The organism is Pseudoalteromonas sp. CuT4-3, assembly GCF_035666335.1.
GTDB classification, from domain to species: domain Bacteria; phylum Pseudomonadota; class Gammaproteobacteria; order Enterobacterales; family Alteromonadaceae; genus Pseudoalteromonas; species Pseudoalteromonas atlantica.
In genome coordinates this window covers 58,766-82,943 of record NZ_CP142030.1, presented here as the reverse complement: position 1 = coordinate 82,943, position 24,178 = coordinate 58,766, and the positions used below count along the sequence as shown (strand labels likewise).

Sequence of the window (24,178 nt, the reverse complement as noted above, 5' to 3'; positions counted from 1 at the left end):
TAATAACCACTAAACCAGATAATGTAAGCCTATTTAAAAACAACTTATTAAATAACGAGGAGCTGGCCATGCGCGCCGAAATTATGGCTGAAATGAAAGTTCAGCCAACTATTGATGTAAACGCCGAAATTACCCGTCGAGTTAACTTTATAAAAGCACGTTTAGTGGCAGCCCATAGTGTATCGCTAGTGCTTGGAATTAGCGGCGGTGTTGACTCATCGACCTGCGGGCGCTTGTGCCAATTAGCCGTAGATGAACTAAACGCAGAGCAAAACACTAATAAGTACCAATTTATTGCGGTTCGTTTGCCATACGGTGTACAAGCAGATGAAGACGAAGCGCAAATGGCCGTTGATTTTATCAAGCCAAGTAAACGCATGACCGTCAACGTAAAACCCGCTGCCGATGCATTACACGAGCAAGCTATGGCGGCAGTAGTAGGCAGTAGTGAAGAGCTACCAGAGCAAGCTAAAATTGACTTTGTAAAAGGTAATGTAAAAGCACGCCAACGCATGGTAGCGCAATACGAAATAGCTGGTTTTTGCCAAGGCCTCGTTGTGGGTACCGATCACAGCGCTGAAAACATTACTGGTTTTTACACCAAATTTGGTGATGGCGCATGCGATTTAGCCCCATTATTTGGCTTATCAAAACGTCAAGTTCGCGCACTTGCAACTGCCTTAGGTGCGCCTGAACTATTAGTAACAAAAGCCCCAACAGCTGATTTAGAAAGTGACCGCCCAGGCCTCACCGATGAAGAAGCATTAGGACTGAGCTATGACCAAATTGACGACTTTTTAGAAGGCAAGCCGGTGGCTGCAGAGGTTGAGCAAAAGCTAACTGATATTTATGGTCGCACTCAGCATAAGCGCCAACCCATTCCGACTATTTACGATGATTTATAACGGCTAAACAGCTAGTGCTGCGTATGCACTAGCTGATCTATTCGCCGTAATGTTACGTAAAACAAAAAATTGATTTATAGTTAATTTTAACGCCTGCCAAAGAGAAAACTGCATTACATGACATCTCCTATTTTAATAACAGGCGCTGGTCAACGTATTGGCCTTGCGCTTGCTAAGCACTTTTTATCGCAAGGCCAAGCTATTATTATTACCTATCGTACGCGCCACGATGCAGTCGACGACTTAGAACAACAAGGCGCCGTATGCATACACGCCGACTTTAGCAGCGATGCCGGTATAGCTAGCTTTATTGAAACACTCAAACAGCAAACTCACTCTTTACGTGCCATTGTGCACAATGCCTCTAGCTGGGACTGCGAAGCCAGTAACCCTGATTTTTCGAGTTTGTTTGATAACATGATACGCATTCATGCCAAAACACCGTATTTAATTAATAATGCCTGTACACAGCTATTAATGGCATACCAAGCTGATACTTGCACACCGGCTGACATTATTCATCTTACCGATTACGTTGTTGAAACAGGTAGCCCAAAGCACATTGCCTATGCCGCAAGTAAGGCTGCACTTGATAACTTAACCAAGTCGTTTAGCGCTAAGTACGCACCAAACATAAAGGTGAATTCGGTTGCGCCATCGTTGATTATTTTTAATCAGCACGATGACGAGGCTTACCGTGCTAAAACCCTTAAGAAATCTCTTATGGGTATAGAGCCAGGTTGCCAAGAAATTATTAATAGTATTGATTTATTACTGCGCAGCCACTACATCACAGGCCGCGCTTTGCCTGTTGATGGCGGCCGCCATTTAAAGTAGAACACACATTAAACTGAGAAATTTATGCATGACGATTTAAAGCAAAGCTACCAAAACATTATTACCGCTGTGGGTGAAGATGCAGGCCGAGAAGGTCTTCTCGATACACCAAAACGTGCAGCAAAAGCTATGGAGTATTTAACCAAAGGGTATCGTCAAACGCTTGATGAAATTACCAATAATGCGGTATTTAGCTCAGACGCTGATGACATGGTACTTGTACAAGATATAGAGCTTTACTCTATGTGTGAGCATCATTTATTGCCATTTATTGGTCGTTGCCATATTGCTTACATTCCCGATGGCAAAGTACTAGGCTTATCTAAATTTGCACGTATTGTTGATATGTTTGCTCGCCGCTTTCAAATTCAAGAGCAGCTTACTCATCAAATTGCAAAAGCAGTTGAAGAAGTAACCGGTGCTAAAGGCGTGGGCGTTATTGTTGAAGCTAAACACATGTGTATGATGATGCGCGGTGTAGAAAAGCAAAACTCAAGCATGCGTACCTCTGTAATGCTAGGTAACTTTAGAAGTGACTCTAAAACGCGTAACGAGTTTTTACAGCTTATTAAGGGTTAATTATGGCCAACGCAATTATTAACGTAACCAACTTACGCTTACGTACATTTATTGGTTTTAACCCAGAAGAACGGGAAAAAAAGCAAGATGTAGTGATTAATTTAGAAATTCACTACCCTGCTGATGACGCCTGTAAAACAGACGAAGTGGACCAAGCGCTTAACTATAAAGTGATCACCAAAGAGGTGATAAACCTAGTAGAGCAAGGGCACTTTTTGTTGCTTGAAAAGCTGGTTGCCGAAATACTTGCAGTATGCCATACACATCCAAGCGTGCATTACGCAAAAGCCAGAGTAGATAAACCGCATGCACTGCGCTTTGCCGACTCAGTTTCGCTCACGCTTGATTGGTCAAAGTAACTTTACAAAACCGCTTGTGCACCACTGGCAAGGGCAATAACGGCTAAATACCGCGCGCCTTTGCCAATGCTTACTAATAATAAAAACAGACTAAAACGCACTTTAAATATGCCGCCAATTACCGTTAGTGGGTCGCCAACAATCGGCAGCCAAGCAAACAGTAAGCTATATACCCCATATTTTTTAAATTGAGATTGCGCTTTTTCAAGCCCCTTGGCCGATACCGGAAACCACTTTTTGTGCTTAAAACGTAGCACATGAGTTCCCAACCAATAATTAACACAACTTCCTAGCACATTACCTGAAGTAGCGGCTAACCACAGCAGCCACAGATTAGCTTTTGCTTGGCTTATCATGGTAACAAGTACCACTTCTGAAGAACTTGGTAATAAAGTAGCGGACACAAACGCACTAAAAAATAAGGTGATATAAAGCATTAAGTACTTAAAGTAAAAACCCAGCATACTGCTGGGTTTATTAAAGAGTCGTCATTTATTTTATCAAATTTAGACTCAGTGGGTAATTAAACTCTTTCCCTTCGTTGGCTTTAATACTGGCTAAAACCACCATGATAAAAGAAAAAATAGCCACTAAAGGCAGCAAAACGAGGCCGATTACGGCAAATACCAGTAAAAAACACACAAAGTAAGCTATAGCCATAGAAATTTGAAAATTAAGCGATTTTTTACCGTGTAAATCGACAATTGGCATTTCATCTTTTTTAATAAGCCATACCACTAATGGCCCAAGTATAGAGCCAAACGGAATAACAAAACCGGCTACAGCGCTTAAATGGCAAAGCATAGCCCATGTTTTTTCGTCTTTTGATAACGGCTCAAGCTGTTGATTTTCTTCCATTACGCTCTCCTTATTAGTTAATACATACTGCCTTTTTATTGAGCAGGTGTCTATATAGAGGCGGCTATATTGTTAAATAACACGCCCTAACCAGCTGTGATAAAAAAGTGATAACTTTGTGAGAGTTTCTTGAGGTGGTTATTCAATACTTAGCCTGAATCATCACTTACAGGAAATAATAATGAAAGCTTCAGCATTTACAGTTGCAACCCTTTTAGCAGTAGCTAGCCAATCAACATTGGCAGCAGAGCTAGAAGTAGAAATTACTAACCTTACTAAAGGCCTTTACTTTACACCGGTACTAATAACAGCACACGATAGCGAAGATAAACTTTTTGAAGTCGCAACCGAAGCCTCTGCTGCACTGCAAGCAATGGCTGAAGGCGGCGATATATCAGCACTTGTTACTCAAGCGTCAGCATCGAGCAGCGATATTGCAGAAAACCCAGCGGCAGGCCTTTTAGCACCCGCGGCGTCTGCAACAGCAGAGCTCACAACTACCGATGGCAACGAATACCTATCTGTAGCGGCTATGTTACTGCCAACCAATGATGGCTTTGTAGGTCTAGATAGCTGGAAAGTTCCAACAGAAGCAGGCACCTATACTGTTTACCTCAATGGTTATGATGCAGGTACAGAAGCAAATAACGAACTTGTAGTAGAAGGCTCGGGTGCACCTGGTGTATTAGGCATCCCTGCTGCACCGGGCGGCCAAGCAGGCACTAACGGTACAGGTATTACAACTGGCGATACAAATACGATGGTGCACATTCACCCGGGGGCCCTTGGCGATGATGACCTAGAAGGTGGAAACAGTGATTTGAATAACACTGTACACAGATGGTTAAACCCCGTTGCAAAATTAACTGTGACGGTTAAATAGGAGAGTTAATTATGTCATCTCTTTCTAATTTTAAAAAAAGTGCGCTTATTTTACTGTTAGCCAGCTCAATAGCCGCATGTGGCGATAACGATAATAACGACTCTATTGAAGATCAAGAACCTGTGGTTATTGTAGAGCCCGAACCTGTTGTTTATGAGTTTACTATCACTTTTAGTAACTTAACGGCTGGACAACCACTATCACCACTCTCGGTCATTGCATTTGATGAAACCCCACCATGGAAATTTGGTGAGACGGCTTCTGTCGGTTTAGAAATGATTGCAGAAAGCGGCGCTAATGAAGAGTACCTTAGCGATGAAAATGCACTTGCTTCAGTCTCGGCTGAAGGCGGTATTGGCCCTGGCGAAACAACCTCTGTAACCCTTTTAGTTGATGCACAAGATGTTCTTAATTTATCTTTTGCTGCCATGCTTGGGAATACAAATGACGCTTTTACCGGTCTTAGTTCTGTAGATGTATCAACATTGGAAGTAGGCAGTTCAATATCACGAACGACGTCCGTTTACGATGCAGGTACGGAGGCGAATACAGAAACAGCTGACACTGTGCCTGGTCCCGCTGCTGGCGGCGAAGGGTTTAACGAAATACGCGACGATATTGCCGATATAATCACAATGCACCCAGGTGTTGTGTCTAATCAAGATGGCTTATCAACCTCTGCACTAGGTGCTGAACATAAGTTTGATAACCCAGTATCAAAAATCGTGAACACTCGTACACAGTAAAACAGCTTGTAATGGGGATGTGAGGCGACACGGATGTCCCTTTTTTACGAGGTTAACCATGCGGCACGAAAAAATACTGGTAGTAGAAGACGACAGAGAAATAGGGCAATTAATAACAACTCAACTTGCTGCGTTAAATTTGCATGTTGATCATGTTGTAAGCGCTGAGCTCGCACTAAAAAAAATAGCAAAACAACCTTACGGGCTTATTTTACTGGATATAAACCTGCCACAAATGGATGGCTTGAGTTTATGCCGTAAAATTAAAGAGCACTACCCTACCATTTCCGTTATTTTACTTACCGCGCTCAGTAGCGATATGGACCGTGTAATTGGCCTTGAAATGGGTGCTGATGACTATATTTGTAAACCCTTTTTTGCTCGCGAATTACAAGCCCGCGTTAAAACACAATTACGCCACCGCTCACAGCTTCTAGCAATTCAAAATAACGAAAACGACAGCCCGTGCAGCGAACAAAGGTTAAATATAGGTTCACTCAATATTGAATTTAGCTCACATCAAGTTTATTTAGACGAACAAGCACTTAACCTCACCGCCACTGAATTTGATTTACTGGTATATTTTGCTCGCCACCCAAATCATGTTTTTAGCCGCCAGCAATTGCTCGACAAAGTATGGGGGTATCAGCACAGCGGGTACGAGCATACCGTTAACTCACATATAAATAGGTTACGCGCCAAACTTGAGCTACATCATCAAGCGCCTATTATCGAAACCGTTTGGGGCGTTGGCTACAAACTAAATCCAAGCCAACTTACTTAAGAGCCTTATTATGAACCTATCTTTGTATCAGAAATTAGCGGTGTCGTTGGTGGTTATATTTTGTTTTATTTGCGCACTCGTTTACAGCTGGAGTAAACAACTAGAGCTCACCTCAAAACATCATGGCGAGCAAAACCTGCACTTAGCCCTTGCTGAGCATTTAGTACAAGATAACCCATTAATAAAAGAAGGCGTATACGACTACGCAGCCCTAGAAAACCTATTTCATACCTTAATGTTATTAGGCCCCGCATTTGAGTTTTATTTTGTAGATGAAAACGGAAAAATCCTCACTTACTCAGCAGAGCCTGGTAAAGTTAAACGCACTCATATTAATTTAGCCCCCTTAAAAAAGCTGATTAACAACCCAGCTGCAGCGCCAATTTATGGTGATGATCCAAGAAATAAAGCGCAGCAAAAAATATTCTCTGTAGCGCCTGTTTTTAATAACGATAAGCTGCAAGGGTACTTGTATGTAATTATTGGCGGTGAAGCTTACGATACCTCTTTAAACACAATTAAAAATAATGACAAACTATGGCTTGCCGCATTATGGCTTGGAGCTGCACTTGCATTTTTACTGATTGCGATGCTTATTTTACTGCGCTTTTTTACCAACCCTATTCAGCGATTAGCCCGTGATGTAAGCAATATTGAAGCAGCTAATTACAGCCTTACCGATACCAAGCTCAGTAACTATTCAACTCAAAAAAGTAACGAAGTGCACAGTTTAGGCCGTAACATTCAAGCTATGGTTACCCGGATTGACGAGCAATTTAAAGCACTTGAGCAAAGCGATAAACAGCGCAAGGAGTTGCTTACCCACTTATCTCACGATTTAAGAACCCCCTTGCCTCTTTGCAGGGGTTTTTAGAGGTGCTTAATCAGTCGGGGTCGCAATTAAGTGCTCAAGAACAACAAGAATACTTACATGTATCCCTTAATAACTGCGCGCAGCTTAAACAGCTTATTGAACAAATTTTTGAATTAGCCCATTTAGAAAACGGCGAAATAAGCATTCACAAAGAAACCTTTAATTTAGGTGAGCTTATTTACGATTGCATTGCAAAGTTTTCTCTAACCGCCGAGAAAAAAGGCCTTAACTTAACGGTAGAGCCCGCAATTTGCGATTTTCCTGTTGTAGCCGATATTGCAAAACTTGAGCGTGTTTTAAGTAATTTAATTGATAACGCAATAAGGCACACACCTAAAGGCGGCAGCATAGCTGTAAACGTTAAACGTATTGATGAAAAGCAATTATTTGTGCAGGTTTCTGATACTGGCGTGGGTATTAAGCATGATGAGCTAAACGCGATTTTTAATCCGCATTATCAGGCTTCAAATTCAAATAACGAAGGGCGCCAACAAGGTGGCTTAGAGTTGGCTATTTGTAAGGGGTTACTAAAACTTATGGACAGTGAAATAAATGTACAAAGTGAGCTGGGCAAAGGCACTATGTTTAGCTTTAACTTGCCGCAAAAAATAAAGGTATAGCCAACGGCTATACCTTTAGAACATTACTTAATTTTGATTTTGTTAGTTTTTAATACCGGCTAAATCAAGCATAAATGCATAGTTTAGCGCAGTATCTTCTAGGCGTTTAAAGCGACCAGACGCCCCGCCATGGCCGGCTTCCATATCTATTTTAAACAGCAGTTTATTATCATCTGTTTTATAGTCACGCAGCTTTGCAACCCACTTAGCCGGTTCAAAGTATTGAACTTGTGAGTCATGTAAACCGGTAGTCACTAACATATTAGGATACGCTTGCTTTGAGACTTGATCATACGGCGAGTACGACAGCATGTAATCGTAATACTCTTTTTCATTTGGGTTACCCCACTCACCATACTCATTGGTAGTAAGTGGTATGCTTGCATCAAGCATGGTGGTGACTACATCAACAAAAGGCACTGCTGCAACCACCCCTTTATATAGCTCTGGTGCTTGGTTAACCACCGCGCCCATTAATAAACCACCAGCACTACCACCGTAGGCAAATATTTCGTCTTTTGCGCCATAACCTTGTGCCACTAATGATTTGGTTACATCAACAAAGTCGTTAAAAGTGTTCTTTTTAGTTAGTAACTTTCCGTCTTCATACCATGGGCGTCCTAGCATTTGCGAACCACGCACATGCGCTATAGCAAACACAAAGCCACGGTCTAATAAGCTTAAACGTGAGCTTGAAAAAGTAGGATCCATGGTGGCGCCGTACGAGCCATAACCATATTGCAGCAACGGGTTTGTGCCATCCTTTTTAAATGCATCTTTACGGTACACTAAGCTTACCGGCACTTTTATACCATCGCGCGCACCTACAAAAATACGCTCCGAGGCATAGTTATCTGCGTTAAAATCACCTAACACGGCTTGCTGCTTAAGTAGGGTTTTATCACCCGATTTAAGGTCAATATCGTACGACGAAACCGGTGTCGTCATACTGGTATAATAAACACGTAATTTGTCGCTGTTTATATCGTTGTTGCCATAGCTTGCAATGGTATAGGCACTGTCGTTAAAGCTTAGCGTATGCTCATCTCCTGTCGATAAATGGCGAACAATAAGGCGCAACTGACCCAGTTCTCGCTCTTGATATACAAGGTAGTCTTTAAATAAATCAACGCCTTCTAGCTTAATATCATCGCGCGGCGCAATTACCGTTTGCCAATTTGCTTTATCATGCGCTTTATCTACATCCACCTTCATAAGCTGAAAGTTAACCGCATTTAAGTTAGTGACGATGTAATACGTATTGCCAAGCTTTGAAATACTGTATTCTAGGTCGTCCTCACGCTCAATTAAGCGCTTAGGTTTTGCTTTATTATCATCTGCGCTGAGTACCGACATACCAGAGGCATTGGTGCTGCTGTGCCAAATATATATTTCTGAGCCATCTTTGCTCTTACTAATACCCGTGTAATAACTTGTATCAGCTTCTTCGTAAATAAGTTCATCATCGCTTTGCGGTGTACCTAACGTATGGCGAAAAACTTGATAGCCAAGTAAGGTTTGTGCATCTTTTTTAATGTAGTAAAAGGTTTTATTATCGTTTGCCCAAATAACGCCGCCATTTGTTCCCTCAAGCGTGTCTTCGAGTAATTGGCCTGTGGTTAAATCTTTTACCTTTATGGTGTAAATTCTACGGCTAACGGTGTCTTCCCCGTACGCCATTAAATTTCCGTTAGTACTTACAGATAAGCCACTTACAGCAAAGTAGTCGTGATCTTTGGCCAACGCATTTACATCTAAAATAACTTGCTGATCAGTGCCTTTAAAATCGCTACTGCGAACATAGGTAGGGTATTCGTTTTCGCCACGCGTTTGTGATGAATAGAAATAGTCGCCTTTTTTAACAGGCACCGAGTCATCGTCTTTTTTAATACGCCCTTTTAACTCTTCAAATAACTTATCTTGCAATGTTTGAGTATGCGCAAGCATTGCCTCGGTATAAGCGTTTTCAGCATTTAAGTAACTTATAACGTCTGGCGCTTTACGCTCGTCATCACGCAACCAGTAGTAATCATCAATACGCGTATCGCCATGAATCGTCATTTCATGAGGTACTTTTTTAGCAATTGGCGCCACGGCGCTCACTGGTTTTTCTGTTTGTTGTGTTTGCATAGTAGTTGCTGTATCTGAAGGTGTACTTTTTGGCGCATTATCACACCCGGCTAGCACAGCGAGTGATAACGCGGCTAGCGTGAATGAAGAACGAATCATTATGAAATCTCTATGGTTTTTATTATTGGTGCTATTAAATATACCTAATAATAAAGCGTGGTGTAATTTAGTTTGTGAAGCTATGTAAAAAGGGAGCCGAGGCTCCCTTTAAAATAACGTGCTAGTTATAATATTACTTTTGTTTACGACGACGCATAAATGCAAACGGCGCAGCAAGTAACGTTAACCAAGCTAGTGAGCCCGATGAACCATTGCTTTCAGGCTCTGGTGTTGGCGTCACTGGCAGAGGGTCTGCAATGGTATCGTTAACAACGATTGATACCATAGTTTCTTCGGCGCTAGTGCCTGATGCTTCACGCACTGTGTATGTAAAGCTATCTTCACCAGAGAACTGTGCATTTGGCGTATAATCAATCGTGCCATCTTCATTCACGGTTGTAGAGCCATTTGCAGGTGCAGAAACCACCTCAATAGTTGATGCCACTAAGCTGCCTTTAATTCTTACACCTTTATGGGCAGAGAACTCTGCATTTTCTGTTTCTGAAGAAGCTACTGCGTCAAATACAAAACGCGACTCAGCCATGTCATTAGCTAATACATCAATAGTCACTGTTTGCTCTTCATCAACTTCTACTGCATCTGCAGCGGTGTAATGGCTGCGATCTTTTGCAAAGGCTTGATATTGAATATCAACAACACCGCCTTTGATTTGATCGACTAAGTAGCCACTACCAATAGCATTACCCGTTGGAACTGTGTCCAGCATTGCCCCTACGTTGCCATCAGCAGACTCTACACCCGCTGAGTAAGGTGCAGGTAAAGCAGGCACATCAATGTAGTTCATACGAACTTCATCAGTCCCTTCTTTTAAGATCACTTGGAACGTGTACTTATCACCTAAAGAACTACCCCAAAGCTCAACGTCATGCCATTCTACAACTACATAGCCGCTATCAAATTTAGCCACATAAAGCTCACCGCCACCGCTCGTGCCACCCGCTAAATCAAAGTCAGCCCAAAGCGGCGCAATAACACCATTAGGTGTACGTGCATTAGGCATTGCTTGAGGGCTCCAAGAGTTAGTTGTATTTACATCTGCACCAACAGCAATAAAGCCGTTATCTGAGATAGTAAATGCTGAGTACTCTTTCCCATCAAAAATAAAGTCAGCTTCAACCGTAATGGTTATCTCATCACACCCGTCAGGACACGCTTGTGGTTCAATGCCTTCATCAGCCAATGAGAAAGTACCTAAGAAATCACTGCTGTTAATAGCAAATTCTTTTGGTCCCAATGTACCCGTCCAGGTTAGCTCTTTATTGTCTTCACTTAATGTTACTTCACCTGCACCATTAGTCACTTCAACAACAGGGGCAGCACCTTTAAGAAGCTCCGCATTTTCATCAAGTTTTACATTTACTGATAGCTCGTCAGTGAACAGAGTATTATTAAATTGCACACCCACTTTTGCTGGAGTAGAAGAATTTAAAGAATCGGCATCGACTGTTGCACTAAACACACTGCTATTGGTTGCTTCGTTATCGTAAATAGCAAATGGTAAGTGAGCGATTTGACCTGTCTCAGTATGAGTCCACACTACGTGGCCAAAGTTCCAACCTTTTACATCGTTAAATGTTGAATCAATATCTAAGTTAAATTCAGCCATGTCAGTGCTTGTTTCTGCACCTTCAGAATCTGTAGAGGTAGAACCGTGCGCGCCAAGCATAACGGTGCTAGGCGAAACCGTAATTTCAGCGCCTTGCATATCGGTTACTACTTTTGCAGTCCACTCACCAGCAACATCAGTCATATTTTGCACGGTATTTGAGAAGCTACAAACGCTTAAACAACTTGGATCGGCGTAAGAGCCATGATCAAATGTAAGTGCTGCCTCTAGCGCATTAGGCATATCTAATCGACCGGCACCTACATCAAATGCATCAGCTTTGGTTACTAAGTCTTCTTTATGTAGGCCATCCATTTTAGATGAGCTCATAAGCGCCGTTTTGATTTGTACCGCATTCCACTCTGGGTGAGCTTGCTTCATCAATGCTGCTGCACCAGCAACATGAGGGCTTGCCATACTTGTGCCTGTAATCGCATTAAAGGTAATACCATTACCTTCATCTGGCGAGTACGCAGATAAAATATCTGTACCTGGCGCTGCAATATCAGGTTTTAAGAAGCTAGGCTCACCATTAGGACCACGCGAACTTGAAGAGTTTACTGCATCAGTAAATTTCTCTTGAATTGTTCTTTTAACACTAGGGTCGAGTGAAGCAATAACCGGCTCTTCAGCTGCAGTTAACAGCTCAACCAAGCTTAAACCATCTTCTTGACTAATCGCTGAGGCTGGAATTGTGGCGTCATCCATAGACATGCCCATTGCACCGCCAGCAACATTGTTGTGGATAATTACCGCTGTTGCACCTGCTTTCGCCGCATTTTCAGCTTTGGCTGAAAACGCACAGCTACCACGAGAGATTAATGCTACAGAGTCTGCAAATGAGATATCTTCAGCAAACTCTTCACACCCTTCAAAATTATCAGGAGCAATCACTTGCGCCGAAATAATAGGAAGTGAAATAGGGTCGGTTAATAAACCATTGCTTCCTTCAATGCTTAAATAGGTTTCGCCTGCCACTTCAATTTGTTGAGAGAAGAAACGCCCTGTTTGCGTATTGGCAACTGTTAAACCAGACTCAATACAGCTAGGACAACCAATAGTTTGTGCGCCGTTTCCATCGTTACCTGCTGCGGTTACAACCACTACACCCGCTTCTTCTGCAGCTGTGAATAAATCACTGTATGCACTGCTTGATGGATTACCACCTGCACCACCGCCCCACGAGTTATTAATTACGTCTGCGCCATCTTTAATGGCCGCTTCTAATGCCCCCATTAGTGCAACGGTAGTACCGCTGCCTCGTCCATCGGCTGTGTGCCAAAGCGCTTTATAAGCCATTAACTGTGCCGCTGGTGCAACACCTGAAATTGACACGTTATTGTCTTGGTAAGTAATTTCAATTGGGTTACCTACAGCAGTACCCGCAACATGCGTTCCGTGACCGTCATAACCGAGTGGAGAACCAATATATTCATCAGGGTGAACATCACTTGGTGTGGGACCAAATGCACGCGCCACTATTAATTTATTATTACAAAAATCAGCTTCTCCGCCCTCTATACGACAGTAATCGGGGTTTTCTGCGATGTAAGCTGCTTCTTCTTCACTAAACTCTGCAGCTGCAAAACCCACATCTGAAAACATAGGGTTTTCTGGGCGAATACCCGAGTCAATAATAGCAACTTTAACGCCTTTACCAGCTTCAGATTGACCACCAAGCGCCTGCCATGCCTCAACGCCTCTAATCACATCAATAGAAGCATCCATTAATGTGTGGTACTCAGTATCTAAAAATACTTTTTTTACACCCGCAAGTTTAGCGAGTTTTTCACGTTGACCTTGCTCACCTTCTACCACGATACCGTTGAATAACGTACTAAATGAATGTGAAACTGAGCCACCGCTAACAGATGCGGCTACTTGCGCTACACTTTTTTGTTTTGCTTTTAAGTAGCTGCTGTACTTTAACGCAGGTGCTGAAGATAGATTAACTTTACTATCCCCAGTTACTGCTGCAGAGGTTGCTTCAAGCCCTGCAATGCCGCCTTTGTAGGTTGCTAGCGGCTCGTCTTCAAGCTGGATAATATAGCGTGCTTTAGTAGAAATGGTTTTATCTTGAGAGTATGTTTTTACACTTGATGTTTCTGGGACATATCCTTTAGATAAATCAGGTGCGGCGGCTGCACCGTATGACATCATAGCTAAACCTATAGCTGATGAAATAGCGGTTCTTTTCAGTGTTATATTAGACATTATTTCCCCTGGAGTGAGTTTTATATTATTGTATTTACTCAATTCAATATTATTAGAATTGTGATTTTAATATAAAACTTCAGCACCTATGCTAGCAACAGCAATATTACAAGTAAGTTACAACCCGACGTGCTTAAGCACTCTTTTTGCACTTAAAGCACTGTATATTAAGTGCTTTTATATTGGTTTACATTTGTAAACCACTGTAAACAAATCCTAACTCCTCTATGGAAAATAAATGAGTAACGACGTTATAAATATTTTAACCATGGCCAAAGTAATTCAGACTGCCGTCGCCCCTGTCTTTTTAATTACGGGTATTGCTGCCACGCTCGGGGTTTTATCTAATCGTTTAGCACGCATTACTGACCGTGCGCGACAACTTGAGCGAAAACTCAAGGTAAGTACCGATGAAGATTTTAATAAAACCCTGGCCACAGAGCTGCGAGCCCTGTTAAAGCGCTCTCGATGTATTCATATTGCTTTTAGTATGAGTGTGCTTAGCGCCCTGCTAGTATGCGCTGTGGTTATGCTGTTATTCTTATCACACATTCAGTCTATTAATTTAGGGGTAACAATTGCCAGCTGCTTTGTGGCTGCAATGGCCTTATTAATATGTGGTTTTATGTCGCTACTTGGTGAAGTATTTTTGGCCACCCGCAGTATGCGCCGAGGAATGATATTCGCTGATATAGATTTAAACGATTAACTTTTAATTAATTTTGCTCTATTCGCTTGAATAAAAGCAGAGGCTAAGATACAAAAACACTCGTCGAGAAATAAAATATAAGGATTAATAAACATGAAATTAAAACAATTTTTAGCAGGGGTTGCTTTAGCAACATGTACACTTAGCGTATCTGCAAATACTGCATTTAAAGAGCCAAGTGATGCTATTGAATACCGTCAAGCTGCGTTTTCTATGATTTCAGTGCAAATTAGCGATATGGGCGCAATGCTAAAAGGTAAAATTCCTTTTGATGCAGAGCAATTTAAAATGCGCGCTAATAACGCAGCAGCCCTTTCTAAAATGCCATGGGAAGCGTTTTACGAAGGCACTGATAAAGGTGATACAGCTGCATTAGCTGATGTATGGTCTGATAATGCAACCTTTGTTAAAAAAGCCAATGCCTTTGCTGCCAATGCAGATAAGCTAGCTTTAGCAGCTCAATCTGGCGATAAGGCGGTAATTGGTAAGGCATTTGGCGCATGGGCCAAAGGCTGTAAAGATTGCCACAAGCAATTTAAAGACTAATTACAATTAAAACAATACACACTAAAACGGCGCTTTATGCGCCGTTTTGTTTTTTTGTTAGCTATTAACTTAGCAAATAACTAAGTGGTTCTTTGCCCCACGTAACAGCCAGTAGCACTAACAATCCAACAAAAATAGCCCACGCCAACCAAGGAGCTTTCGTGTTATCTATATTAGTTTGAGTGGCTTGCTCGCTGTTAGCCTGTTTACCGGTGATCATTGCTTTGACAAGTGGTTTTCCTTTTATTTTATACACAACAATGGCAGCAACATGCAGGCAAATGGCATAAAATAAAATATCGAAATTAAGGCGGTGCAGCCAATTTGCAAAATCAGCCGTTGAGCTCGACACATACTCAACCAAAGGCCCATCAGTCAAAATGCCATCACTGCTCATTAGCCCGGTCACTAACTGCACTATTATAAGTACAAAAAACAACAAAACCATGTAGCTACCTGGCGCCGAATGACCCACCCCTTTAATGGGGTTTTTAAACTCTTTAAATACTGCTATTGGCGAGTGCAGTAACGCGCTTAACTTTGCCGTTTTACTGCCCACCAGCCCCCAAACTAAACGGGTCACTATTAATGCGATTGCGAAAAAGCCAGCCACAAAATGAAGCTCAATCATGCCCTCGTCAATGCTAAAGTAAAGCACAGCAATATTAATCACTAACAACCAATGAAAGCTTCTTATAAAGCCGTCCCATACTTTTATACTTTGCATATAAATCCTCAACTTGTTGCCAGGCCCTGGCACATTATTTTGATACTAAAGCCATTATTCCAAAGTTTTACTACCGCTGCATTAATGATATTACATAAAGCACTATTTATGGCACACTAAACGCACAAACTTATTACTTACTTGTATTAATGAATATAACTAAACGCGCAGTATTAAAAGGTTTTTTTGATATGCTCCCGCTTTGCCTGGCGGTCGTTCCTTGGGGAATATTATGTGGCTCTTTAGCGATTCAAAATGGCTTTAGTGCCTTTGAAACACAAGCAATGTCATTACTTGTATTCGCGGGTTCTGCACAATTAGTTGCAATTGAACTAATGGCCGGTAACACCCCTTTGCTGACTATTTTATTTACCACATTTATTATTAGCTCTCGGCATTTTTTATACGGTTTAGCCGTACGTCATAAAGTTATTTCACAGCCATTACGGTGGCGCTTACCAATAAGTTTTGTACTAACCGACGAGCTGTTTGCCTTTTCGCATCACCGCAAAGCCTATAAAACAAAAGCGCGCCTAATATACGCTTTAAGCGCGGGTTTTAGTTTTTATATTGCATGGAACCTTTGGACACTCATAGGCATAGTTGCAGGTAGTGTACTCCCTGATTTAACAAATTTAGGGCTCGACTTTGCTATTGCAGCTACATTTATTGCGCTTGTGGTACCGGGCATAAAAAATTTAGCCTCGCTGGTTACCGTGATTGTTGCGGGTATTAGCGCCACAGTTTTAAAAAGCACAGGGTTTGAGTTGTGGTTGGTTTGTGCTGCTTTACTTGCAATGAGTGCAGGCTACTTTACTGTAAGGCTTACACAAAAAAAGGACAGCCCGTTATGATGCTCACTATATTATTAATGGCGTGTATTACCTTTTTTACTCGTTACTTATTTTTACATCAACGCCTTGGTTTTAAAGTGGGCCCTAAAATGCAGCAGTTTTTAAGCTTTAGCGCACCCGCTGTACTAACCGCTATTTGGGTACCTATTATTTTTATAAATGAAGACGGGCTCAACCTAAACTGGCACAACCCTTATTTAAGCGCAGCTATCGTTGCCATTATTGTTGCCTATAAAACACATAATATTTATTACACAACGCTTGCCAGTATGGGGTTATTTTTAATTTTAAATTAAATAACAGCCAACCCATTAGCGCATAGTTAAGGGCGGTATTAACAAGCCTAAATTTTATACTTTTAGTAACGCGCTACAGCGGGTAGAATGTAGCTAACAACAATAAAAAAGCATCCATCATGCATGAATTTCATCAATTAACGGCTACTGCGTTAGACGGTAAAACAATTAACTTTAGCGACTTTGAAGGCAAGGTTGTGCTTATTGTTAATACCGCAAGTGAGTGTGGTTTTACTAAGCAGTACGAGTCGCTACAAACTCTTCATAGTAAGTACGCTAAAAGCGGATTGGTTATTATTGGTTTTCCATGTAATCAATTTGGTCAGCAAGAGCCAGGCGACGCAACGCAAATACAACAAGGCTGTTTAATTAATTACGGGGTAAGCTTTTTAATGGCCGCTAAGGTTGATGTAAACGGTCGTCACGCCCACCCTGTATTTAGGTATTTAAAATCGGCCTTACCCGGCTTTTTAACACGAAAAATAAAGTGGAACTTCACTAAGTTTTTGATAGCGCCCGATGGCACACCTATCAAGCGCTATGCGCCTTTTACAAAACCAGAAAAGCTAGAAACCACTATTCAACAAGCACTCGCTAAATTAAGTACATAATAAGTAATAAAGAGGCATAAAGCCTCTTTATTGCCAATGTTTAGCCTTTAAACATGCGTAAACGCACATTCAAACCCTAATAAAAAGGCGCATTATTTTAACTAGCACAATTTAGTCTATGTAATCGTTTAAGTCGTCTTCACCTAGGTTTTTACGCAAACGTTTTTGCTCAAGGTAATCTTCCAACTTCTTTTTCACCTTTTGCTTTTTTTTGTCATGCTGATTACGCCCGACCATTTCGTACTCGTCTTCAACAAAATCATCATCTAGCGCATCGTAACTAAATGTCTTACCCACAACCCACTCCATAAAGTGTTTGAGACCAACTCAGGTTTATTCCTGCACTTGGTAAATTAAAAATGTTTAGCGCTAAAATACGAACAAATTAGCACCAAAATAAAGCCACGTGACTATCGTAAATAGCCTTCATGTCAATATTGTGAATAAATAGCGCTAAATTAAGAAAGTGGAAAGTGAGAGTTTTTTATCGTTTCGACAAATAAAATTTATCATTTATTTATTTTTAGTGTTTTTGACTAAAAAGTAGTTTATTTATCAAAATTAAAAATCATTACAAACACACAAATTTTCATAACCTACTGTTTTAAAATAAAAATAAATAATGGCACCAAACTTGTTAATACTTAGCTGTCATCAACAATTATTAGAGAATAAACATGAAAAATTTACTATTAGTAAGCGCTTTAATTTGTACACCCGCTGCAATGGCACATAACGATAGCAATGCGGGTATTTCGTTTAGCAATGAGCAGTGCAATGTAGAGTTTAAAAACGATGTACGCATTAAACCTAGCGAATTAGAAATTTTTACCGCATCTAATCAATTCATGCGCTTTAACAGCAATGGCAACTTAACTATAAATGGCGAACAAGTATCCATTAACAGCGAACAGCGCCAAGCGCTTACCCAGTATTCAGACAACTTACGTACGCAGCTACCTGAGGTCGCTAATATTGCCCTAGACGGAGTGAAAATAGCCGGTGTAGCATTAGAGGAAGTAGCTAACGCATTTAATATTGATGGCCTTGATGACTTATCTGGCCTGATGGACGATATAAGACTTGAAGTAGAAAACACCTTTTATCAACAAGGTACGTTTGTAATGGGCCAACAAAGCTTTAATCAATTTGGTGAAAACTTTGAACACCAATTTGAGGAGCAAATAGAAACCGTGGTTGAGTCTGCCGTTATGCAATCAATGGGCAGTATTTTAGTTGCTTTAGGCTCTGAGCTGCACGGTTCGGGTGGAGATATGGATGCATTTGAGCAACGCATGGAAAATATGGGCGCGCAAATAGAAGAAAAAGTAGAGCTGCATGCCAGTGCGCTTGAAAAGCGTGCCAACTCTTTATGCGACAGCTTTGCCAACATAGCACAGCAAGAAGAGCAATTAGTAGCGCAGTTACCCCAGCTAAAAGGCTACGAGTTATTTACCATTAAACAAAATTAATACACCGCACCGTATTTAACATCCCTTTAGCAGCACTTGTATATTAGGTGCTGCTTTTTTATTCTTTTAGCGTGTGAGCCAACGCTCCTAACGTGGTAATAGCCTGCTCTATTTTTTCGCTCCACTGCACCCCGTAACTTAGCCTAATACAGCTTTTATACTTATTACTTGCTGAAAAAATAAGTCCGGGGGTTATGCTAATACCAGCTTCTAGCGCCAGTAAAAATAACTTTTGGCTGTCTACCCCTTGGCCTAAATCAAGCCAAATAACACACCCACCTTTAGGGTCACTAATACGTGTATTTTTAGGCATCGCGTTTAATAAGCACCACCGCATGCGCTCTTTGTTATTACGTAAGCGCTGCCTAAGTACTTTTAAATTACGGTCATACTCACCACTGGCTATAAACTCAGAAAGCGTCCACTGATTTATAAGTGAGGCAGAGCAACTTAATGCACGCTTATGCCGGCGCGCTTGTCCAGCAAACTTGCCTGCTATTAACCAACCTACTCGATAACTTGGTGCAGCCGTTTTTGAAAACGAGGCGCAGCTGATCACAAGCCCCTTTTTTGAATACGCTAAAGCGGGCGTGCCACGCTTGGCAGTAAAGTGCAGATCACCGTACACATCGTCTTCTATAAGAACAACATTATGTGACTCTATTAAGTCCACCATTTGCATGCGGCTTTCATCGCTCATAAAGCTGCCAACCGGATTATTTATGGCGGTCGAAAACAAGCATGCTTTTATATCATGTTGCTCAAGCGCTTGAGCTAAGTCGTTAAGCCAAATACCATTGTCGGGGCATAGCGGAATTTCAAGCGCCTTTAAACCTAAGCTCTCTATTAGTTCAATAATGCCGTGATAACACGGGGTTTCAATTGCAACCACATCGCCGGGCTTAGTGACACACTTAAGTGCGATAGCCAGCGCCTCTTGCGCGCCATTGGTGATCACCAGTTCATCTATATTTACACCAATACCAAAGCCTAAGTATCTATGCACTAATTGCTTTTTAAGTGCAGCAAAACCATCAATAGGGCCATAATTAATAACACTCGCCCCAGCAATTGTCATAACCCGGCGCATGGTACGGGCTAAAGCTTTATCGGTAGGCGCTGCAGCAACGGGATTGGCAATACCAAAGGCAATGATATTAGGTTGATGAATAGCGCTGTATACCTGCTCTATTAATGCTTGTTTATTTACAGTGACAGGCTCACGGCTTAGTTTTACACGCTTTGGCAAACTGTAAACTGTATTAAGCACCGTTAAAAAGTAGCCCGATTTTTCACGTGCCTCTACTAACCCTTGATCTTCTAACGCTTGATACGCTTGCTTAACTGTCGGAATGCTAATATTTAAGTTACTGGCCATTTTACGAAGCGAAGGAAGCTTTTCCCCAGGTAGTAGCACCTTTTGTGCTTGCATGTCTTTAATTAGCTCAATAACTTGTTGGTATAAAAACTCGGCTTTTTGCTTATTGGCAGCTGGCTGCATATCTCGCCTCAAATCTGTATAGGTTACATTTATACTTTTCTGTATATGGTAAGTATACAGATAGACTCTAAAATAACCACTCAATCGGTTTTTTAGAGGTTTGCCATGAAAAGCGCAGCGCTATATCTCACAACAGTGTTAATTTGGGGCTCTACGTGGCTCGCGATTTCGTTTCAGCTAGGCGATATTGCTGTGGAGCTTTCTTTGTTTTATCGCTTTGCCATAGCAGCTGCATGTATGTGGCTATTTGTGGCCTACAAAAAGCCTAATATGCGATTTTCGTTAGTCGATCATGGCTTTTTTGCTTTATTGGCCATTTCTAACTTTGGCTTAAATTATTTGCTTTTGTATTGGGCACAAAACTACCTCTCATCGGCAATGGCCTCTATTGCATTTTCAATGTTGCTAATAATGAACATAGTCAATACCCGTTTATTTTTTGCAAAGCCCATTGCCAAACGTATTTACTGCGGCGCGCTAATCGGCGTGGTGGGTATTATTTGTCTGTTTTGGCCGCATTTACAGCAATTCGACTTGAGTAATGGGGCGTTGGTCGGGTTACTACTTGCCCTTGGGGGTACCTTTGTGGCTTCATTGGGCAATATGATTAGTGTACGTAATTCTAATCGTCAAATAGGTGTGCTGCAGGGTAACGCATGGGGCATGTTATATAGCGCAGTAGGTTTAGCCGTTTATGTATTAATAAATGGTATAACGGTCAGTTTTAGCGCCCCTACCAGCTATTGGCTGTCGCTATTGTATTTATCGGTTTTTGGCACTGTGATTGCGTTTGGCTGCTATTTTGCCTTGTTAAAAAACATTGGCCCCGAAAAAGCAAGCTACGCCATAGTGCTGTTTCCGCTAGTGGCCGTTGCATTAAGCAGCTTTTTTGAAGGCTTTGAGTGGCATGCAAACACCTTTGCCGGCTTTAGTTTAGTACTACTGGGTAATGCAATTGTACTTACCCCCACAAAAAGAATTAACGCCTTTTTAGCAAGCCGCTGCGTTGCTAAAAATGGCTCCGTCCCCAGTTAGAGGCGTTTTTAACGCACTAACACAAAAGCGCCTACCCTACTGTAGGCGCTTTTTTATTGGTATATGGAAATTAATAGCCTGCTCATGAATAGCAATAACCGCGGGCGTAACACCTACTAGCTCGCCATCGGCCTCAATTAATAAGTTTTTAGTATTAATACGCGCCTGTTTGAGTTGGCTATAAGTAAGCTTTTTTAAAGTATGGTGGCGCTTAAAAATTAATTTAATAAAGCTATATAAATGATCAACAAGACTACCCGCTTGCATTTGGTAGCAATCAAGCAGTCCATCATCAATTTTAGCCCTAGGTGCTATTTTAATGCCGCCACCAAAATACTGAGAGTTCGCAAATACAGTTATTAAATTTTGATAGCTACATTGCTTATTTAAAAATGCTCCATTTAGTGTGCTTGCTTTGTAAGTAAAGAGCGATTTAAAACTCGTCCACTTATAGCGCCAAGCTGACATGCTTTGTAAATGACCCAACTGCTTAATTACATGAGCATCAAAACCAACACCAGCCACATTAATAAAGTAACGAGTATTAATTTTACCTACATCAATTAAGTGTGAGGGGGCATTAAAAATAGCGTTTTGCCACTGTTTAGCTGAGCAATGAAAGCGACGCGCAAAATCGTTGCCCGTACCACAAGGTAATATTGCCAAACTACATGCACTATTAATCACGCCATTAAGTGCCAAATTAAGCGTGCCATCGCCTCCAATAGCCACTGCTATTTGGCTTTTTTGTGCATTCAATTTAACGTTTGCTAAGTCGTACTCAAAATTGCCTGTCGTTTTAACCGTAATATAGAGAATATTTTTCTTCCGGCATGTTTTTTTAAGCCAATCGAGGTGATCTAACACCACATTTTTTACACTCGGTTTAACTATTATTAACAACTGCAAGTAATTTATCTCCTATTAGCCAGTACACCAGCATAAATAAGAATTAAGTTAAAATTAATTTATCTGAATAATTAATCATAAAAGTGCGTAAGAATTTACTAAAAACATTAACAAATAAAAAAAACACTTTTAAAACAAATCAAAACCTAGTTCCCCGGATTAAATAACTATGCAAAATGGGCACTTAGTAGTTTTAATTAAAAATAAAACAATACAAATTCAGATAAAAATAACTAATAGCCAAGCCTTAGTTTATATTGTTGTATTTTTAAACAAAAAAGAGTCAAAATGCTCGCGATTTAAACACATACACCTTGGAGCAAAGACATGAACCCAATAAACACCCTAAACCAAAATGCAGCAGCCCACGTTGGCGTAAAACCAACTAACCGTAAAGCTAAAATGCTTGCTAAATTAAACCGTATGGGCAAAAAGTTAGCATTAAACAGCGCCGCGCAATACAAATAATCAACCTTGTTATGATTATTAAGCAGGGGCAGTAAACAACTAACCACTATTGAAAGCGCTTCTTTAGCTCCCTTAGTTTGCTGCCACCCTTTAATTTTTAGTTTAAATCCTTCTAATTTCCCTCTATTTACAAAAAAAACCGTAATTACGCCTATTTTTTAAGCAAACAGTTTATTTGCTATTTACACGACGGTATCACCTAAGTATTATTCTGCGTCACGGAGAGATGGCAGAGTGGTCGAATGCACCGGTCTTGAAAACCGGCATAGGTTTGTAGCCTATCTAGGGTTCAAATCCCTATCTCTCCACCACTATTTAATTAATGGTATGAATAAACTACCGTTAATACAATCTGTTATGCGTTGGAGAGGTGTCCGAGTGGCCGAAGGAGCTCCCCTGCTAAGGGAGTATAGAGTTTGTAGCTCTATCGAGGGTTCGAATCCCTCCTTCTCCACCATTTCTTATTAAAAACCGCTTAGTTGCGGTTTTTTTGTGCCTGAAATTTAACAACCCATGTAGCCAAGGAGGGTGAGAATCCTCGCTAGGGTTCGATAAAATGTCTGGAACACTTTAAGCCGCCGTAGGCGTTGCAAAGCAATTAATTACATGGATGTAATTAAGCTAATCCCTCCTTCTCCACCATTTCTTTTTAAAAACCGCTTAGTTGCGTTTTTTTTGTGCCTAAAATTTAACAACCCATGTATCCAAGGAGGGTGAGAGCCCTCGATAAGGTTCGATAAAATGTCTGGAACACTTTAAGCCGCCGCAGGCGTTGCGAAGCAATTAATTACATGGATGTAATTAAGCTAATCCCTCCTTCTCCACCATTTCTTATTAAAATAGGTGAATCAAAACACATTGAATACACTGGGTAGTTACGGCATTATTAATAACAACTCCACTAACGTAAGTTTAATTATGTTTCGTTTAATTGCACCTTTAATAGGCCTTGTGGCTTTAAGTACACACGCAGCCCAAGACATTACGGTTTATAAATGCACAATTAAAGGAGTCGCTACATTTAGCCAAACACCCTGTGCTGACAATGCAGAAGTTATTAAGCTAAAACAGCCACTAGTTGCCGATAAGTACGGCAATAATGCAAACTCACCCGCAATGCCTGGTGCCTCTGTAGATAACTACATTGAGATTAAAAAAATTGATCGTGAAATTAAACGCCACCAGCTTACTATCAAAAACTATAAAGAAGATTTAGCCGACGCCAAACAACAAGCCAGCTATGTTACTCAAGATCAAGCTAATAGAATGGGCGCCGAATCAATAGCCGATGCGATAGCCACTAAAACTACGGCGATTCAAAACCGCTATAACGCATTAATTAGCGCTGTAGAGCAACAAATCTCTATTTTACAGCAGCAAAAACAGCAGCTGAGCAAACAACCTTAACTGCTAAATAAGCAGTTTACAGGTTGCGCAAGGTACACCTTTTACAACATATATTAAAAAATACCGCAAATAACATACTGTTCGCTATACTGATATTTAAAATTAAGTACTTTTAAAAAGTCAGGGAG

24 protein-coding genes, 2 tRNA genes and 1 pseudogene are annotated in these 24,178 nt (G+C 41.1%); 19 read left to right on the top strand and 8 right to left on the bottom strand.

The window, feature by feature from the left end; genetic code table 11:
- The first annotated feature begins 68 nt into the window (after window positions 1-68).
- From nadE to folX, 4 genes are all read left to right on the top strand, one after another.
- A complete protein-coding gene (gene nadE, locus VOI46_RS00420) occupies window positions 69-905 on the top strand; it encodes an ammonia-dependent NAD(+) synthetase (protein WP_324738113.1) in 837 nt (278 codons plus the stop codon).
- 117 nt (window positions 906-1,022) lie between these two features.
- Complete coding sequence (folM, locus tag VOI46_RS00415; protein ID WP_004589000.1) at window positions 1,023-1,742, top strand: dihydromonapterin reductase; 720 nt, start codon at window positions 1,023-1,025, stop codon at window positions 1,740-1,742.
- Between the two features lie 24 nt (window positions 1,743-1,766).
- A complete protein-coding gene (folE, locus tag VOI46_RS00410) occupies window positions 1,767-2,321 on the top strand; it encodes a GTP cyclohydrolase I FolE (protein WP_004589001.1) in 555 nt (184 codons plus the stop codon).
- 2 nt (window positions 2,322-2,323) lie between these two features.
- A complete protein-coding gene (gene folX / locus VOI46_RS00405) occupies window positions 2,324-2,680 on the top strand; it encodes a dihydroneopterin triphosphate 2'-epimerase (protein ID WP_024032091.1) in 357 nt (118 codons plus the stop codon).
- A gap of 2 nt (window positions 2,681-2,682) precedes the next feature.
- On the opposite strand, the gene VOI46_RS00400 is transcribed toward folX, so the two are convergent.
- Together VOI46_RS00400 and VOI46_RS00395 are read right to left on the bottom strand one after the other, a co-directional pair.
- Window positions 2,683-3,117 (bottom strand): YqaA family protein, encoded by a 435-nt coding sequence (locus VOI46_RS00400; RefSeq protein WP_024032092.1) that lies wholly within the window; start codon window positions 3,115-3,117, stop codon window positions 2,683-2,685.
- Window positions 3,118-3,172: 55 nt separating this feature from the next.
- Window positions 3,173-3,538 (bottom strand): DUF4870 domain-containing protein, encoded by a 366-nt coding sequence (locus tag VOI46_RS00395; RefSeq protein WP_096738882.1) that lies wholly within the window; start codon window positions 3,536-3,538, stop codon window positions 3,173-3,175.
- Window positions 3,539-3,719: 181 nt separating this feature from the next.
- Here VOI46_RS00395 and VOI46_RS00390 point away from each other — a divergent pair, with 181 nt between their 5' ends.
- From VOI46_RS00390 to VOI46_RS00375, 4 genes and pseudogenes are all read left to right on the top strand, one after another.
- Complete coding sequence (locus VOI46_RS00390) at window positions 3,720-4,421, top strand: spondin domain-containing protein (RefSeq protein WP_024032094.1); 702 nt, start codon at window positions 3,720-3,722, stop codon at window positions 4,419-4,421.
- Window positions 4,422-4,432: 11 nt separating this feature from the next.
- Entirely contained in the window at window positions 4,433-5,167 is a 735-nt protein-coding gene (locus VOI46_RS00385; protein ID WP_324738112.1) for a spondin domain-containing protein, read from the top strand.
- Between the two features lie 58 nt (window positions 5,168-5,225).
- On the top strand, window positions 5,226-5,951 hold the full coding sequence (locus VOI46_RS00380; RefSeq protein ID WP_126005436.1) for a response regulator transcription factor: 726 nt from the start codon (window positions 5,226-5,228) through the stop codon (window positions 5,949-5,951).
- A 10-nt stretch (window positions 5,952-5,961) separates the two neighbouring features.
- A pseudogene (locus VOI46_RS00375) lies at window positions 5,962-7,445 on the top strand (HAMP domain-containing sensor histidine kinase).
- 42 nt (window positions 7,446-7,487) lie between these two features.
- Here VOI46_RS00375 and VOI46_RS00370 read toward each other — a convergent pair.
- Both VOI46_RS00370 and VOI46_RS00365 read right to left on the bottom strand, forming a co-directional pair.
- Window positions 7,488-9,674, bottom strand: coding sequence for a S9 family peptidase (locus tag VOI46_RS00370; protein WP_324738111.1), 2,187 nt, complete (start codon window positions 9,672-9,674; stop codon window positions 7,488-7,490).
- Between the two features lie 133 nt (window positions 9,675-9,807).
- Window positions 9,808-13,515, bottom strand: a complete 3,708-nt coding sequence (locus VOI46_RS00365; protein WP_324738110.1) for a S8 family serine peptidase — start codon at window positions 13,513-13,515, stop codon at window positions 9,808-9,810.
- 238 nt (window positions 13,516-13,753) lie between these two features.
- Between VOI46_RS00365 and VOI46_RS00360 the strand changes: the two genes are divergently transcribed.
- Both VOI46_RS00360 and VOI46_RS00355 read left to right on the top strand, forming a co-directional pair.
- Complete coding sequence (locus tag VOI46_RS00360; protein WP_029772237.1) at window positions 13,754-14,224, top strand: DUF2721 domain-containing protein; 471 nt, start codon at window positions 13,754-13,756, stop codon at window positions 14,222-14,224.
- Window positions 14,225-14,317: 93 nt separating this feature from the next.
- Entirely contained in the window at window positions 14,318-14,770 is a 453-nt protein-coding gene (locus VOI46_RS00355; RefSeq protein WP_024032101.1) for a cytochrome c, read from the top strand.
- 64 nt (window positions 14,771-14,834) lie between these two features.
- On the opposite strand, the gene VOI46_RS00350 is transcribed toward VOI46_RS00355, so the two are convergent.
- On the bottom strand, window positions 14,835-15,497 hold the full coding sequence (locus VOI46_RS00350; RefSeq protein ID WP_004589016.1) for a cytochrome b/b6 domain-containing protein: 663 nt from the start codon (window positions 15,495-15,497) through the stop codon (window positions 14,835-14,837).
- A gap of 149 nt (window positions 15,498-15,646) precedes the next feature.
- Between VOI46_RS00350 and VOI46_RS00345 the strand changes: the two genes are divergently transcribed.
- From VOI46_RS00345 to VOI46_RS00335, 3 genes are all read left to right on the top strand, one after another.
- The gene (locus VOI46_RS00345) at window positions 15,647-16,351 is read left to right on the top strand and encodes an AzlC family ABC transporter permease (protein WP_289156384.1); all 705 of its coding nucleotides are present in this window, start codon (window positions 15,647-15,649) and stop codon (window positions 16,349-16,351) included.
- A complete protein-coding gene (locus VOI46_RS00340) occupies window positions 16,348-16,647 on the top strand; it encodes an AzlD domain-containing protein (protein ID WP_004589018.1) in 300 nt (99 codons plus the stop codon). The genes VOI46_RS00345 and VOI46_RS00340 overlap by 4 nt, the downstream gene beginning before the upstream one ends.
- Before the next feature lie 119 nt (window positions 16,648-16,766).
- Entirely contained in the window at window positions 16,767-17,258 is a 492-nt protein-coding gene (locus VOI46_RS00335) for a glutathione peroxidase (protein WP_096040934.1), read from the top strand.
- Window positions 17,259-17,369: 111 nt separating this feature from the next.
- Here VOI46_RS00335 and VOI46_RS00330 read toward each other — a convergent pair whose 3' ends face one another.
- On the bottom strand, window positions 17,370-17,555 hold the full coding sequence (locus tag VOI46_RS00330; protein WP_004589020.1) for a hypothetical protein: 186 nt from the start codon (window positions 17,553-17,555) through the stop codon (window positions 17,370-17,372).
- 380 nt (window positions 17,556-17,935) lie between these two features.
- Between VOI46_RS00330 and VOI46_RS00325 the strand changes: the two genes are divergently transcribed.
- Window positions 17,936-18,730 (top strand): YggN family protein, encoded by a 795-nt coding sequence (locus VOI46_RS00325; protein WP_324738109.1) that lies wholly within the window; start codon window positions 17,936-17,938, stop codon window positions 18,728-18,730.
- 58 nt (window positions 18,731-18,788) lie between these two features.
- On the opposite strand, the gene VOI46_RS00320 is transcribed toward VOI46_RS00325, so the two are convergent.
- Window positions 18,789-20,231 carry a PLP-dependent aminotransferase family protein gene (locus VOI46_RS00320; RefSeq protein ID WP_286741781.1) on the bottom strand — a complete coding sequence of 481 codons (1,443 nt, stop codon included), beginning with the start codon at window positions 20,229-20,231 and terminating at the stop codon, window positions 18,789-18,791.
- A gap of 105 nt (window positions 20,232-20,336) precedes the next feature.
- Between VOI46_RS00320 and VOI46_RS00315 the strand changes: the two genes are divergently transcribed.
- Window positions 20,337-21,266: an EamA family transporter gene (locus tag VOI46_RS00315; protein WP_055255371.1), complete on the top strand. Its 930-nt coding sequence runs from the start codon at window positions 20,337-20,339 to the stop codon at window positions 21,264-21,266.
- 36 nt (window positions 21,267-21,302) lie between these two features.
- Here VOI46_RS00315 and VOI46_RS00310 read toward each other — a convergent pair whose 3' ends face one another.
- Window positions 21,303-22,175, bottom strand: coding sequence for a diacylglycerol kinase family protein (locus tag VOI46_RS00310; protein ID WP_324738108.1), 873 nt, complete (start codon window positions 22,173-22,175; stop codon window positions 21,303-21,305).
- A 327-nt stretch (window positions 22,176-22,502) separates the two neighbouring features.
- Here VOI46_RS00310 and VOI46_RS00305 point away from each other — a divergent pair, with 327 nt between their 5' ends.
- From VOI46_RS00305 to VOI46_RS00290, 4 genes are all read left to right on the top strand, one after another.
- The gene (locus VOI46_RS00305; RefSeq protein WP_004589025.1) at window positions 22,503-22,643 is read left to right on the top strand and encodes a hypothetical protein; all 141 of its coding nucleotides are present in this window, start codon (window positions 22,503-22,505) and stop codon (window positions 22,641-22,643) included.
- Window positions 22,644-22,863: 220 nt separating this feature from the next.
- Window positions 22,864-22,954, top strand: a tRNA-Ser gene (locus VOI46_RS00300).
- Window positions 22,955-23,007: 53 nt separating this feature from the next.
- Window positions 23,008-23,100: transfer RNA gene (locus VOI46_RS00295), tRNA-Ser, on the top strand.
- Window positions 23,101-23,561: 461 nt separating this feature from the next.
- Window positions 23,562-24,050 (top strand): RNA-binding protein, encoded by a 489-nt coding sequence (locus VOI46_RS00290; RefSeq protein WP_039972466.1) that lies wholly within the window; start codon window positions 23,562-23,564, stop codon window positions 24,048-24,050.
- Window positions 24,051-24,178: the final 128 nt, after the last annotated feature.